This window comes from Kribbella shirazensis (assembly GCF_011761605.1).
Lineage (GTDB): Bacteria > Actinomycetota > Actinomycetes > Propionibacteriales > Kribbellaceae > Kribbella > Kribbella shirazensis.
In genome coordinates this window covers 6,063,719-6,077,164 of record NZ_JAASRO010000001.1, presented here as the reverse complement: position 1 = coordinate 6,077,164, position 13,446 = coordinate 6,063,719, and the positions used below count along the sequence as shown (strand labels likewise).

Genomic DNA, 13,446 nt, shown 5'->3' with positions numbered 1-13,446 from the left:
TTCGAGATGCGACCGCGGTGGTGGGAGGATGCCGCCTAGGTTTTGTCGGCCATCACATGACTGTGATTCGAACCTGTCAGGAGTGCTTGTGACTTCCTCGGTCGCCGGGACCGTTTCGCCCACCCGGCAGGCGATGCGACGGATGCGGCGCGATCGCAGTGCGCGGGTCGGCGTGGTGGTGGTCGCCCTGCTGATCGTGATCGCCGCGGCCGCGCCGCTGCTGGTGAAGCTGGCCGGCCAGGACGCGACGACGTACCACATCGACCTCCTCGACCCGGCGCGTGGCAATGCGCCGCGCGGAGCACTCGGCGGGATCAGCGGCGAGCACTGGTTCGGCGTCGAGCCGCTGACCGGCCGGGACCTGTTCTCGATCGTCGTGCTCGGCCTCCGGACGTCGCTGGTCATCGCGATCACGGTCACCGTCATCACGACCGTGATCGGCACCCTGCTCGGCATCAGCGCGGCGTACTTCGGCGGCTGGTACGACGCGATCGTGTCCCGGCTGCTGGACTTCCTGTTCGGGTTCCCGCAGCTCGTCTTCATGATTGCCCTCGGCATCATTGTCCCGACGAGGGTGTCCCGGACACTGCTGCTGATCGGCGTGCTCAGTGTCTTCGGCTGGGCCGGCCTGGCCCGGCTGATCCGCAACCAGGCCCGCTCGCTGGTCACCCGCGAGTTCGTCGAGGCCGCCCGCAGCGTCGGCTCGACCGGCTGGATGGTGATCACCCGCGAACTGCTGCCGAACCTGCTCGGCCCGGTCCTGGTGATCGCCACGCTGGCCGTTCCCGGGTACGTCGGTGCGGAGGCGGCACTGTCCTTCCTGGGCGTCGGCGTACCACCGCCGACACCGAGCCTGGGCCGCTCGATCTCCGACTCGATCGCCTGGGTCTACACCGGCGCGGACCCGTGGTTCCTGCTGTTCCCGGGCGCGATGCTGTTCCTCGCCGTCCTCGGGTTCACGTTGCTCGGTGACGGCGTCCGGGACGCGTTCGACGTCCGGCTGCGGAGGACGAACTGATGCCCGATCTCGTCTGGTTCGTCGTCCGGCGGCTGTTCGCGGCACTGCTCGTGATGCTCGCGCTCAGCCTGGCCGTCTACCTGGTCTTCTACGCGATCCCGGCCGACCCGGCCCACCTGGCGTGCGGCAAGCCGTGTACGCCGGACCGCCTGGAGCAGGCGCGCCACTTCATGCAGCTCGACCAGAGCACCCTGCAGCAGTACCTGAACTTCCTGAAGGGCATCTTCGCCGGCAGGACGTTCGGCGAAGGTGCCGCGGCCGTCCACTGCCAGGCCCCGTGCTTCGGCTACTCGTTCCCGCTGGCGCGCCCGGTCACCACGCTGATCGTGGACCGGCTGCCGATCACCGCGTCGATCGCGCTCGGCGCCGCGGTCCTGTGGCTGCTGTTCGGCGTCTCGCTCGGCGTGATCGCGGCCCTGAACCGCGGCCGCATCCTGGACCGGCTGTCCGTCGGCGTGGCGCTGATCGGGGTGTCGACGCCGTCGTTCCTGCTCGGTCTGCTGGCGATCCTGGTGTTCGGGTTCTGGCTGAACATGGTTCCGGTCAACGGCTACATCCCGCTCACCGAGAGCCCGGTCGACTGGGCCTGGCACCTGATCACGCCCTGGATCGTGCTCGCGATCCTGCAAGCGGCCTCGTACATCCGGCTGACCCGCTCGCAGATGCTCGAGGAGCTGAACCTCGACTACATCACCACCGCGCGCGCCAAGGGCGCCGGCGAGGCACGGGTGGTGCTCACCCACGGTCTGCGCGGTGTGCTGGTGCCGGTGATCACGCTGTTCGGTCTCGATCTCGGCGGTCTGCTCGGCGGCGCGATCCTGACCGAGAAGGTCTTCAGCATGCAGGGCCTCGGCGACCTGCTGATCAGCGCGGTCGGTCAGCTCGACGTGGCCGTGGTCGTCGGCGTGACGCTGTTCTCGGCGTTCCTGATCATCCTCGCGAACTTGGTGGTGGACGTAGTGCACGGTGTGCTCGACCCGAGGGTGAGTCATGGCTGAACCAGTCCTCGAGGTCCACGACCTCCACGTCACGTTCAGCACCGAGGGCGGTCGGGTGCCGGCCGTCGACGGCATCGATTTCTCGGTCGCGCCGGGGGAGACCCTGGCGATCGTCGGCGAGTCCGGGTCCGGCAAGAGCGTCAGTTCGGCCGCGGTGATGGGCCTGTTGCCGTCGAACGCCGATGTCAGCGGAGAGGTCCTGCTGGACGGCCGCGAGCTGATCGGTCTGCCCAGCGACGACCTGCGCAAGATCCGCGGCAACGACATCGCGATGGTCTTCCAGGACGCCCTGTCCGCGCTGAACCCGTACTACTCGGTCGGCTGGCAGGTCGCCGAGGCATACCGGCTGCACCACGACGTCTCGAAGAAGGTCGCACGCCAACGGGCCGTCGAGATGCTGGACAAGGTCGGCATCCCGGACGCTGCCCGCCGCGCCGACAGCTACCCGCACGAGTTCTCCGGGGGAATGCGGCAGCGGGTCGTGATTGCTATGGCTCTGGTGAACGACCCGAGAGTGCTGATCGCGGACGAGCCGACGACCGCACTCGATGTCACCGTGCAGGCGCAGATCATGCGCCTGCTGGACGACGTCCAGGCGGAGTTCGGTACGGCGCTGGTGCTGATCTCGCACGATCTCGGCGTGGTCGCCGAGGTCGCGGACGACGTCCTGGTGATGTACGCCGGGCGCGCGGCCGAGCGCGGCACGGTCCGGGACCTGTTCCGGCGGGCGGCGCACCCGTACAGCCTCGGTTTGCTCGGTGCGATGCCGCGGGTCGACGTACCGCCGAAACCCCGGCTGACGACGATTCCGGGCAGTCCACCGGCGTCGGGGTCGATCACGACCGGATGCCCGTTCCAGCCGCGCTGCGCGTACACACATCTGGTCGGGGAGCGCTGCGTGACCGAGCGGCCCGAGCTGACCCCGCGCCCCGGCGAGGGCGATCACGAGGCCGCGTGCCATCTGGGCCGGCGACCCGAGGTGGTCGAATGACCGAGTTGCTGAAGCTCGAGGACGTCCGCAAGTACTTCGGCCTGCGCGGCGCACCGTGGCGGCAGGCGCAGGCCGTCCGCGCGGTCGACGGCGTCAACCTCGTCGTACGGAAGGGTGAAACGCTCGGCCTGGTCGGCGAATCCGGCTCCGGCAAGTCCACGCTGGCCCGGGTGGCGACGCGGTTGCTCGATCCGACGCAGGGCCGGGTGGAGATCGGCGGCAAGGACGTCACCAAGATCAAGGGCCGCCGGCTGCGGCCGATCCGCCGCCAGATCCAGATGGTCTTCCAGGACCCGCAGGCCTCGCTGAACCCGCGGCAGTCGGTCGGCACGATCCTCAGTACGCCGTTCCGTGCGCAAGGGATCCGCCCGACCCGGGCCCAGCTGGTCGAGCTGCTGGAGCAGGTCGGACTCGCCGAGCAGCACCTGGAGCGGTATCCGCACGAGTTCTCCGGCGGTCAGCGCCAGCGGATCGGGATCGCGCGGGCGCTGTCGGTCAAGCCCGAGCTGCTGGTCTGCGACGAGCCGGTGTCCGCGCTCGACGTGTCGGTGCAGGCGCAGGTGCTGAACCTGCTGGCCGACCTGCGCGACGAGCTCGGCCTGTCGTACGTGCTGGTCGCCCATGACCTGGCCGTCGTCCGCCAGGTGGCCGACCGGATCGCGGTGATGTACCTCGGGACGATCGTCGAGGAAGGCCCCGCCGCACAGGTCTACGAGGCGCCGGCGCATCCGTACACGAAGGCGTTGCTGTCCGCCGTACCCGTGCCCGAACCGGGTGCGGTCCGCGAGCGGATCGTGCTGACCGGGGACGTGCCGACCCCGATCGACCCGCCGTCCGGCTGCCCGTTCCGGACCCGCTGCTACAAGGCCGAGGACGTCTGCGCGACCGAACGACCGGTGCTGGAACCTGTCCACGGGAATACCGAGCGTCGTGCCGCCTGCTACTTCCCTGAGCCCCTCATTTCCGAAAGGACATCAAGCAGTGTTTAGATTTTCGGGCATAGTCCGCGCGGTCGCAGTTGCGACCGTGCTCGCGCTGGCGGCGGCCGCTTGCAACGCCAACGACAGGTCGGCCCCGGGTGGCGGCGGCACCGCGGCCGCCGAGCAGGGCGGTACCTGGCACATCCTCACCACCAGCAAGGAGATCAGCCTCGACCCGGCCAAGAGCCAGAACCTGGGGATCAGCTCGATCCACCTGGTGCTGCGCGGCCTGACGTCGTGGAAGACCGAGCAGGGCAAGGCCGCCGAGCTGGTGCCCGACCTGGCCACCGACACCGGTCAGATGAGTGACGGCGGCAAGACCTGGACGTACAAGCTGAAGCCGGGCCTCAAGTACGCCGACGGCTCGCCGATCGTTGCCGCCGACATCAAGTACGGCATCGAGCGGTCGTTCGCGCCCGAGCTGTCCGGCGGCCTCGGCTACCACAAGTCGCTGCTGGTCGGCGGCGACAAGTACACCGGCCCGTACAAGGGCGGCCAGCTGGCGTCGATCGAGACGCCCGACGACACCACGGTGGTCTTCAAGCTGAACAAGCCGTACGGCGACTGGCCGTGGATCGTCAGCATGCCCGCGTTCTCGCCGGTCCCGAAGAAGGCCGACACCGACCCGGCGCACTACGGCGAGAAGCCGGTGGCGAGCGGCCCGTACCAGGTGAAGTCGTACACGCCGGGCTCGAAGCTCGAGCTGGAGCGCAACCCGAACTGGGACAAGTCGACCGACCCGGCGCGGACCGGCCTGCCGGACGCGATCGTGCTGAACATGGGGCTGCAGCCGGACGTGGTGAACCAGCGGCTGATCGCGGACGCCGGCGACGACAAGTTCGCCGCCACCACCGGTACGTCGGTCCCGGCGGCACTGATCCCGACGGTCAACGGCAACCCCGCGGTCAAGGCCCGCGTGGCCACGTCGCCGTCCGGTGCGCTCCAGTACCTGGCGATGAACACCAAGCGTCCCGCGCTCGCGAACCCCGAGGTCCGCAAGGCGATCCAGTACGCCGTCGACAAGCAGGCCGTCCAGGTCGCCGAGGGCGGACCAGAGTACGGCGGTGAGATCGCGTCGACGCTGATCACGCCGGGGATCGACGGTTACGGCAAGTACGACCTGTACCAGGCGCCGCCGGCGGGCGACCCGCAGAAGGCGAAGCAGCTGCTCGCGGCCGCGGGGGTCAGCAACCTCAACCTGGTCCTGGCCGCCGACAACACCACGGGTCTCGGCGTCGCGCAGGCGATCCAGCAGGGGCTGAAGCGGGCCGGGATCAACGTCACGATCAAGCCGCTGGACAGCGAGCCGCTGACCGACCTGATCACCGGTAACAAGCCGGACTTCGACCTGACCGTGTCCAGCTGGCTGCCGGACTACCCGAGCGCGCTCGGCAACATCCAGCCGCTGTTCGCGTCCTCGGAGATCGGCAACGGCGGGTACAACATCTCCCGCTACTCGAACCCGGCGGTCGATTCCGCGATCGCCGCGGCGACGGCCGAGCCGGACCGGACCAAGGCGGCCGGCATGTGGGGCGCGGTGGACAAGCAGATCATGGCCGACGCGCCGATCGTCCCGCTGCTGTACGCGCGGAACGCGTTCCTGCACGGGTCGAAGGTGCAGAACTTCTACCTGTCCGCGTACCCGCCGTACCCGAACCAGTTGATCGTCGGACTCAGCAAGTAACCGGGCAAGTCACCGGGCAAGTGGTCCTCAGGTCCGTCCTTCGGATTCCTGGGCTTCGAAGAGGGTCGGCTGGGTCTCGGCGTCGAGTCCCCAGTCGGCCCTCAGGACCGGGTAGCCGACCTTCTTGGCGGCGGCGATCACCTTGACGTCGTCGTCGACCAGGACGGCGATCGGCCGCTGTTCGGCGAGCCGCTTGAGCCGGCCGAGTTTCATCAGCATCGACGGACGGCGGTCGGTGTTGCCGCGCATGTACACCTTCCCGTCCGGGAAGCCGTTGTCCTTCAGCCACTTCTCGGTGTCCCGCCGGAGCCGCTCCGGGCGCCCGGTCAGGTAGACGATCACGTGGTCGGCCGCCAGCGTCGTCGCGACAGCCAGGCCCTCGTCGAGCACGGCGTCGTCCTTGGCGTGCGCGAAGAACGAGTCCCAGTCCTTCGGTTTCCGCTCGATGAAGTGGATCCGTTGACTGGTGTCGGACAGCGTCGCGTCGATGTCGAGCACGGCGTACGGTTTCTCGTCACCCATGCCGCCCAGCTTCCCAGGTCGCGCGGTCGATCGCGTACAGCACCTCGCCGAACTCGGTCCCGGGCAGCGGGTCGTCGAAGTGCTCGTGCCACAGCTTCTCGAACCGCAGGCCGGACCTCCGCATCACGTCCCGCGAGCGGTGGTTGACCGCCATCGTGTCGGCCACCACCCGCTCCATCCCGAGCTCGCTGAACGCCTTCGCGATCAGCGCTCGCGTCCCCTCGGTCGCGTAGCCCTTGCCCCACGCGGTGCGGTTCAGCCGGTAGCCGACGTCGACGGTCCGCGGCTGCGCGGTCGGGTGCAGCCCGAACCACCCGACGAACGCCCCGCCGGCCTTCTCCTCGGCCGCGAACGTCCCGAGCTGCGGATGTACGCCGTACACCTCGAGGATCCCCGGCAGGACGACACTCTCGATCTCCTCCCGCGGTGTCGCCTGCCCCGTCAGGAACCGCATCACCTCGGGATCGGAGTCCAACGCCACGAGCAGCTCGACGTCGCCGCCCGTGAACCGCCGCAACCGCAGCCGCTCCGTCTCCAGATACCCATCCACGCCCGGACTCTCTCACCGTCCTTGAGCACCCACCAGTCATTTCGAGGGCCGCGAAATGATTCGCGGGTGCTCAAAGTCGCGTCCGGAGTGTGGGCGGTGTGGGGGTTTGGGGGTGTTGGGTTGCGTGGTTGTCGGCGGGGCGGGTTAGCGTTCTGTTCGCGATGGACGAGTCGATCACGTTTCTGCACAGCTCGGACTGGCAGCTGGGGATGATGCGCCGGTTCCTGGGGCCGGACGGTCAGGCCCGGTGGGGTCAGGCGCGGCTGGATGCTGTCGCGCGGATCGGTGAGGTCGCCGAGCGCACCGGGGCGGCCTTCGTGGTCGTCACCGGGGACGTGTTCGAGCACAACCAGGTCGAGCGGCAGACCATCCTGCGCGCGTGCGAGGCGCTCAAGCGGATCCCGGTCCCGGTCGTGCTGCTCCCGGGCAACCACGACGCGCTGGAGCCGGGGTCGCTGTGGACGTCGAGCCAGTGGCTGGCGCACGCGCCGGAGCACGTCACGGTGCTGACCGAAACGACGCCTTTCCGGATCCTTCCCGGTCTCGAGATCGTCGGCGCGCCGTGGCGTTCGCGCCGCCCGCTGTCCGACCCGGCCGCCCCTGGGTACGCCGACCTCGAGCAGGATCCCGCGACGACGCGGATCCTGCTCGCCCACGGCCAGCTGACCAGTCTGTCCGGCGGCATGTCCGATGTACCGACGATCGACCAGGCGGCGCTCGAGGCGGCGGTCGCGGACGGCCGGCTGCAGTACGTCGGCCTCGGTGACCGGCACTCGACGACGCGCGTGACGGACCGGATCTGGTTCTCCGGGACGCAGGAGGTCACGTCGCCGGAGGAGGACGACCCGGGCAACGTGCTGAAGGTGACGATCTCCGGCGACACGATCGATGTCGTGCCGGTGCGCGTCGGCGCCTGGCACATGGTCGACCATCGCGTGGAGCTGTTCGACGAGGAGTCGATCACCGCGCTCGAGGACTGGTTCGCCGAGCTGCCGGACAAGGAGCGGACGTACGTGCGGCTGGCCGGTGACGGTTCGCTGTCGCTTCCGCTGCTGGCCCGGCTGGACTCGATGATCGACGCGCAGGGCGAGGTCTTCGCGAGTGTCGAGCGCTGGGTGAAGTTCTGGACCGTGCGGCCGGCTCCGGACGCGGCAGACCTGGAGTCGCTGCAGCTGAGCGGCCCGGCGCGGGCCGCGATGGAGGAGCTGCGGCAGGCGCTGGCCGGTGGCGACGAGGGCGCCGGGGCCGCGCTCTCCCTGATGCACCGATTGGCGCGGGACGCGGGATGAGATTACACAGCTTGGCGCTACGGGACTTCCGTGGCGTCAAGGACCGTAGTGTCCGGTTCCGCGCGCTCGGGACGACCGTGGTGGTCGGCGACAACGAGGTCGGCAAGTCCAGTCTGGTCGAGGCGTTCGGGCTGATCTTCGACCTGCCCGACGACTCGAAGTCGACCCGGATCCGCGACATCCAGCCGGTCGGCCAGGACGTCGGCCCGGAGGTCACCGTCGAGCTGAGCCTGGGCGGCCGCGAGCTGACGTACTCCAAGCGCTGGCTGAAGAACCGTTCCACCGAGCTGACCGTCGTCGAGCCCGACGGCCGCCGGCGGTCCTGGACCGGACGTGAGGCGCACAACGAGGCCGAGCGGCTCTTCGCCGAGAACGTCGACCCCGTGCTCTGGCAGACCCTGATGGTCGGCCAGGGACAGTCGTTGGTGTTGCCAACGCCGGCCGACGCGGAGCCGTTGATCACCGCGGTCACGGCCGAGTCGGGTACGCCGGTCGACGGCGCCTCGATGCCGCTGGTGTCGGCCGTCGAGCACGAGTACCTGCGGTACTGGACGCCGCGCGGCAAGCCGACCGGCGACTTCGCGCGCTCCGCGAAAGCTGTCGCGGCGGCCGAGCTGACGTTCAAGCAGGCGTTGCAGGCGATGGAGGACGTGCAGTCCGACATCCGTCGCGCCGAGCGGCTGACCCTCGACCTCGAGGACGTGTCGGGCCGCCTGGCCGATCACCTCACCGGCGTCGAGGAGCTGCGGGAACGCAAGCAGGCCACCGACGAGATCCTGCTCCGGCGCGACTCGGTCCGTTCGCGGGCGGAGACCGCCCGGGCCCGCCTGGAGAACCACACCCGCACCCGGCTGGAGCGTGAGCGCTTCCTCGACGAGGTCGAGCGGTTCACCAAGACCGAGGCTGAGCTCGCCGCCCGGCGGGCCGACGCGGAGCTGGTCGCCAGGACCGCGGCGGAGACCGTGCAGGCCGCGGAGGCCGCGCTCGCGGAGGTCGTGGAGCTCAAGGACGTCCGGCGTACCGAAGTCCAGACGGCCGAGCGGCGGGTGTCGGACCTGATGGATCGCGCCGAGCTGGACCGGCTGATCGGGCAGCAGACCGAGCTGGTCGAGGTCCGGTCGCGGATCGCCGCGGCCGGCACGATCCTGGACCGCATCAAGGTCGACGACGCGACGGTCGCCGCGCTGGAGGACGCCCGCGCCGCGGTGGTCGAGGCGCGCGCGGCGCTGGCCGCCGGCGTACCCGAGGTGACGGTACGGCGTCTCGGTGCCGAGCCGGTCGAACTGTCCGGGACCGGTCTGGAAGGCAACGTGCCGCCGGACCTGGGCTTCGACGAATCGACCGAGGTGCTGGTGTCCGGCGAGCTGGTGGTCGGCGTGCCGGGGCAGGTCGAGGTGACCGTCCGGGCCGGCGGAGAGGCCGCGACGCTGAGGTCACGGGTGGACGATGCCGTACGCCGCGAGAAGGATCTGCTGAAGAAGGCGGGTGTGAAGGACGTCGCCGCGGCGCGGGAGCTGCTGCGCAAGGCGGACACCGCGCTCGCCGAGCTGAACGAGGCCCGCCGGACCGAGAAGTCGCTGACGGCCGGAGGCGATCCGGGGGAGCGGATCGCCGTACTGACCGCGCGGCTCGGGGTCGACGGGGCCGCGGCGGACGACGAGACCGAGGAGCGCGGCGGGAAACAGCCGGCGGTCGAGGGCGTGCCGGGGCAGATGTCGCTGTTCGCGGAGTTCGCGTCGCCGCTCGACACGTTGTTCGACGACTTCGACGTACCGGAGCCCGAGCCGGACGATCTCACCGGAGCGCAGCGGGCGCTGGACTCCGCGCGGGACGCGCTCGCCGAGGTGGAGCGGTTGCTGGCGGACGCCGAGTTCGCGGTGGCCCAGGCGCGGAAGGCGGCCGATGAGGACCGGTCGGAGGCGCAGAACGCGCGTGCTCGCTCGGAGCTCGCGGGCGAGCGGTTGGCCGCTGCGGTCGAGGCGCTGGAGGTCGCGCGGGCGGTGCTCGACGACGAGGCGGTCGCCACGGCGGAGGCCGAGGCGATGGCCGAGGTCGAAGGAGTGCTCGAGGAGCTCACGGCCGTACAGGCACAGGCTGACGAGGCCGGCGCGGATCAGGTCGCGGACGAGCTGACGCATGCCCTGGCCGTGGCGAAGCGGCTGCAGGACGAGCGCGACCGGTTGCGGGATGCGCTGCGTACGACGGAAGGCCGCCTGGAGCAGTCCGGCCGCGACGGACTCGCCACGCGGCGGGACGTCGCCGAGTTGGAGCTGGCCGCGGTACGGGCGGAGCACGACAGTCTGCAGCGCCGGGCCGAGGCCGCGCGGCGGGTGCACGAGACGTTGAGCAGGCATCGGGCCGAGGCGCAGACGAAGTACTCCGAGCCCTTGCAGAGCCGGATCGAGTCGCTCGGACGCAGTGTCTACGGGCCCTCGTTCCGGGTCTGGCTGGACGACGATCTCGCCGTCGCCGAGCGGGAACTGGACGGCGCGCGGCTGCCGGTCGAGGCGCTGTCGACAGGGGCTCAGGAGCAGCTGGCGATCATCACGCGCCTCGCGATCAGTCACCTGGTCAGCACCGGCGAGGGCAGTGTGCCGGTCATCTTCGACGACGCGCTCGGCTGGTCCGACAAGGCCCGGCTGCGTGACATGGGCGCGCTGCTCGGTCGCGCCGGCGACCACGGGCAGATCATCATCCTGACCTGCATGCCGGACCGCTACGAGTACGTCCCGAAGGCGACGTTCATCACGCTGGACGGATGATGCGCTCCGGCGCTGAGTAGACGACGCAACGCTCGCCGCGGGCGAAGCCGGCCAGGGTGACGCCGAACTCGCGGGCCAGGTCGACGGCGAGGCTCGACGGGGCGCCGACCGCGACGATCATGCCGACGCCGGCCGCGACCGCCTTCTGGACGATCTCGTAGCCGGCCCGGCCGCTGACCGCGAGGACGAGACCCTTGCGGCTGTGCTGGTTCAGGACGGTCCAGCCGACGACCTTGTCGACGGCGTTGTGGCGGCCGATGTCCTCCTTCACGACCACCTTGCGACCGTCGGCGGTGAACAGTCCGGCGGCGTGCAGACCTCCGGTCCGGCTGAACATCGGCTGGGCGTCGCGGAGCAGCTCCGGCAGGCGGCGTACGACGTCGACCGGGACCTCGACCGGATCGACCGGGTCGTACGCACGGGCGGCGAGCTCGTCGAGGCTCTGCTGACCGCACACACCGCAGGCGGCGGACGTCACGCCGTACCGCTGGGGTGGTTCGCGATCCGGGGGACCGTCGAGGCTGACCGTGACGGTGTTGAACTGCTGCTCGGGTGTCAGCGTGACATCGGTGCAATAGGCAACGGTCCGGATCGCGTCCGCGCGCACGGCGAAGCCTTCGCCGAGGCAGAATCCGGCCGCGAGTTCGAAGTCGGAGCCGGGGGTGCGCATGGTGACGACCAGCGGCTCGGGCGAGCTGCCGGGCCATTCGAGCCGGAGCTCGAGCGGCTCCTCGGTGCTGACCACGTCCTCACGCCGCGACGTCCGGTCGCCGTCGAGCACCTCGACCTTGAACCTGCTGGTGGGAGCCTTGGTCATACCTCCACGGTAGGCCAGTTCCGCCGTACGGCGAGCCAGTCCAGGAATGTCCACGCGTACAGCCGCTGGTGCTCGCGCAGCGCCGGCGTGCAGCCCGGCGGCGGCGGGAGGTCCGGGTTCTTCAGCATGTACGCGGCGATCACGGCCACGAAGCAGTCCAGGTGATCCTTCGGTACGTCGGCGGTGAGCGGGTTACGCGTGATCGCGGTGAAGGTGTCGATGCCCTGGTGCTGGGCGATCGGCAGCAGGCCGACCCAGTCGATCCAGCGCGGGCCGAGCGTCAGCCAGTTCCAGTCGATTGTCCAGCAGACACCGGCGTTGTCGATCAGGAGGTTGTCCGGGCGCAGGTCCGAATGGGCGGCGGTGTCGCCGACGAGGACTTCCGGCGCCAAGGTCACCAGGTCGGCGAGCTCCGGCAGCACGCGCGGCACCCACTCCTGCAGGCGCGCCGGCAGTTGGCGCTCACCCGCGAGGATCTGCGCCGGCACCTTCACGTCGTCACGGACCAGATCGAAGAAACGGTCCAACCCCTCCAACGGACTCGGCCGCAGCGCCTCGGCCGTCACCTCGCAGACCGCGGTGGCGCGCTCGAAGTCCTCGGCGGTCCACGGCGTCCCCGGCATCCGCCCGTCGATCCACTCCGACACGACCGCGAACCAGTCGTCGGCTCGTGCTGTCGTGACGATGACCGGGGCCCGCACGGCGCTCGGCAGCTGCGGGACGACCTCGGCCTCACGCTGGTACGCGTTGTAGGCGTGCAGGCCCTGCTGAGCCGCCTTGATGAAGACCTGGCGGCCGTCGGTCAGCTCGGCGCGCGCTGCGAAGCCTCCGGTGAAGCCAGTGCTGACGGGTGGCGAGACGGCCGTGATCCGGCTGCCGAGGGCATCGGCGAGTGCCTCGCGCACGGCCTGCGGGAGCGCGCTCCAGTCCGGGCGGGCGGAGGTGGCTGAGTAGTCGACGTCCGGGGCGCGGCTCATGCGCCAACGATAGGAGCGTCAGCCCGCTAGTTGCGACGGGATTATCCAGCCGTTGACCACGGCAACCAGTTCCAGGTAGCGCTGCCATCGCGGTCCGCCCTCGGTACGACGGAGTTCGATCAGCCGGCCGCGCAGTTCCGGATCGGCCCGGAGCGGGTCGTCTCCGGCGAGGGCGTGGTAGCCGGTGACGAGGCGGCGTACCGACGTACGGAAGGTCTCCGAGGAGAGCAGCTCGGTCAGCTCCAGCCAGGCCTCGACCTGGGCCGGGTCCGGGTCGTCGGCCAGGACCGGCGTGAGGTTCTGGCGGATCGCGGGGTCGGTGCCGCCGAGGGTCGTGTCGAGGAAGTCGGCGATCAGCGCACGGCGCTCCTGCTCGGACTGTTCGGTCATGATGTGGAGGTCCTCCAGTTCGGGATGACGGGCGAGGACCGTGAGCAGGGCGTGCTGCCGTTGCAGCGTACGGAGCTGGATCGCCAGCGCCTCGGCGTGTGCCGCCGCGACCTCGGCGAGCGAACGCTCCTCGCGCAGTACGGCGTGGATCGTCGGCAGATCCAGGTCGAGGGCACGCAACGTCCGGATCAGGCGCAGCCGTCCGACGGCCGCGTCGTCGTACCGCCGATGGCCGGCCGCGGTACGGCGCGACGTCAGCAGCCCGAGGTCGGAGTAGTGCCGCACGGTCTTCACCGAGACGCCGGCGAGCCGCGCCACCGCACCGATCGAGTGGTCCATACCCACCACCCTCACACCTCCCCTAACTGGAGAAGCAACCCTAAACGCGCACCACCCGTCACCGCCCCGCTGGTGGGTAGACGTCCGAGATGCTGGGTTGACGACCGAGATCCGGGACGCAAACCCTGA

General features: G+C 70.1%; 12 protein-coding genes. 7 read left to right on the top strand and 5 right to left on the bottom strand.

The features are described from left to right. Positions 1 to 88: 88 nt before the first annotated feature. Genes BJY22_RS29300 through BJY22_RS29280 form a run of 5 tightly spaced genes read left to right on the top strand, consistent with a single transcriptional unit; the run spans position 89 to position 5,671 of the window. Complete coding sequence (locus BJY22_RS29300; protein WP_167213023.1) at positions 89 to 1,018, top strand: ABC transporter permease subunit; 930 nt, start codon at positions 89 to 91, stop codon at positions 1,016 to 1,018. Beyond that, positions 1,018 to 2,016, top strand: coding sequence for an ABC transporter permease (locus tag BJY22_RS29295; RefSeq protein ID WP_167213020.1), 999 nt, complete (start codon positions 1,018 to 1,020; stop codon positions 2,014 to 2,016). The genes BJY22_RS29300 and BJY22_RS29295 overlap by 1 nt, the downstream gene beginning before the upstream one ends. Beyond that, entirely contained in the window at positions 2,009 to 3,007 is a 999-nt protein-coding gene (locus BJY22_RS29290) for an ABC transporter ATP-binding protein (protein WP_167213018.1), read from the top strand. The genes BJY22_RS29295 and BJY22_RS29290 overlap by 8 nt, the downstream gene beginning before the upstream one ends. After that, positions 3,004 to 3,996: an ABC transporter ATP-binding protein gene (locus tag BJY22_RS29285; RefSeq protein WP_167213015.1), complete on the top strand. Its 993-nt coding sequence runs from the start codon at positions 3,004 to 3,006 to the stop codon at positions 3,994 to 3,996. The genes BJY22_RS29290 and BJY22_RS29285 overlap by 4 nt, the downstream gene beginning before the upstream one ends. Next, complete coding sequence (locus BJY22_RS29280) at positions 3,989 to 5,671, top strand: ABC transporter substrate-binding protein (RefSeq protein WP_337759386.1); 1,683 nt, start codon at positions 3,989 to 3,991, stop codon at positions 5,669 to 5,671. The genes BJY22_RS29285 and BJY22_RS29280 overlap by 8 nt, the downstream gene beginning before the upstream one ends. A gap of 27 nt (positions 5,672 to 5,698) precedes the next feature. On the opposite strand, the gene BJY22_RS29275 is transcribed toward BJY22_RS29280, so the two are convergent. Together BJY22_RS29275 and BJY22_RS29270 are read right to left on the bottom strand one after the other, a co-directional pair. Continuing rightward, on the bottom strand, positions 5,699 to 6,193 hold the full coding sequence (locus BJY22_RS29275; protein WP_167213012.1) for a phosphatase domain-containing protein: 495 nt from the start codon (positions 6,191 to 6,193) through the stop codon (positions 5,699 to 5,701). Continuing rightward, complete coding sequence (locus BJY22_RS29270; protein WP_167213009.1) at positions 6,186 to 6,743, bottom strand: GNAT family N-acetyltransferase; 558 nt, start codon at positions 6,741 to 6,743, stop codon at positions 6,186 to 6,188. Before BJY22_RS29270 ends, BJY22_RS29275 begins: the two co-directional genes overlap by 8 nt. A gap of 161 nt (positions 6,744 to 6,904) precedes the next feature. Here BJY22_RS29270 and BJY22_RS29265 point away from each other — a divergent pair, with 161 nt between their 5' ends. Both BJY22_RS29265 and BJY22_RS29260 read left to right on the top strand, forming a co-directional pair. Continuing rightward, positions 6,905 to 8,032 (top strand): metallophosphoesterase family protein, encoded by a 1,128-nt coding sequence (locus tag BJY22_RS29265; protein WP_167213006.1) that lies wholly within the window; start codon positions 6,905 to 6,907, stop codon positions 8,030 to 8,032. After that, positions 8,029 to 10,794: an AAA family ATPase gene (locus BJY22_RS29260; protein WP_167213003.1), complete on the top strand. Its 2,766-nt coding sequence runs from the start codon at positions 8,029 to 8,031 to the stop codon at positions 10,792 to 10,794. Before BJY22_RS29265 ends, BJY22_RS29260 begins: the two co-directional genes overlap by 4 nt. Here the strand turns inward: BJY22_RS29260 and fdhD are convergent. The 3 genes from fdhD to BJY22_RS29245 are packed head-to-tail and all read right to left on the bottom strand — an operon-like array spanning position 10,778 to position 13,317. After that, complete coding sequence (gene fdhD / locus BJY22_RS29255; RefSeq protein ID WP_167212999.1) at positions 10,778 to 11,611, bottom strand: formate dehydrogenase accessory sulfurtransferase FdhD; 834 nt, start codon at positions 11,609 to 11,611, stop codon at positions 10,778 to 10,780. The genes BJY22_RS29260 and fdhD overlap by 17 nt on opposite strands. Continuing rightward, entirely contained in the window at positions 11,608 to 12,588 is a 981-nt protein-coding gene (locus BJY22_RS29250; protein ID WP_167212997.1) for a phosphotransferase family protein, read from the bottom strand. The genes fdhD and BJY22_RS29250 overlap by 4 nt, the downstream gene beginning before the upstream one ends. An 18-nt stretch (positions 12,589 to 12,606) precedes the next feature. Then, entirely contained in the window at positions 12,607 to 13,317 is a 711-nt protein-coding gene (locus BJY22_RS29245; RefSeq protein WP_167212994.1) for a MerR family transcriptional regulator, read from the bottom strand. Positions 13,318 to 13,446 lie beyond the last annotated feature (129 nt).

Bases quoted from the DNA above. Each gene is read 5' to 3' on its own strand.
- BJY22_RS29275 (WP_167213012.1), bottom strand. From the start codon at position 6,193: ATGGGTGACGAGAAACCGTACGCCGTGCTCGACATCGACGCGACGCTG.
- BJY22_RS29290 (WP_167213018.1), top strand. From the start codon at position 2,009: ATGGCTGAACCAGTCCTCGAGGTCCACGACCTCCACGTCACGTTCAGC.
- BJY22_RS29295 (WP_167213020.1), top strand. From the start codon at position 1,018: ATGCCCGATCTCGTCTGGTTCGTCGTCCGGCGGCTGTTCGCGGCACTG.
- BJY22_RS29260 (WP_167213003.1), top strand. From the start codon at position 8,029: ATGAGATTACACAGCTTGGCGCTACGGGACTTCCGTGGCGTCAAGGAC.
- BJY22_RS29265 (WP_167213006.1), top strand. From the start codon at position 6,905: ATGGACGAGTCGATCACGTTTCTGCACAGCTCGGACTGGCAGCTGGGG.
- fdhD (WP_167212999.1), bottom strand. From the start codon at position 11,611: ATGACCAAGGCTCCCACCAGCAGGTTCAAGGTCGAGGTGCTCGACGGC.
- BJY22_RS29250 (WP_167212997.1), bottom strand. From the start codon at position 12,588: ATGAGCCGCGCCCCGGACGTCGACTACTCAGCCACCTCCGCCCGCCCG.
- BJY22_RS29245 (WP_167212994.1), bottom strand. From the start codon at position 13,317: ATGGACCACTCGATCGGTGCGGTGGCGCGGCTCGCCGGCGTCTCGGTG.
- BJY22_RS29285 (WP_167213015.1), top strand. From the start codon at position 3,004: ATGACCGAGTTGCTGAAGCTCGAGGACGTCCGCAAGTACTTCGGCCTG.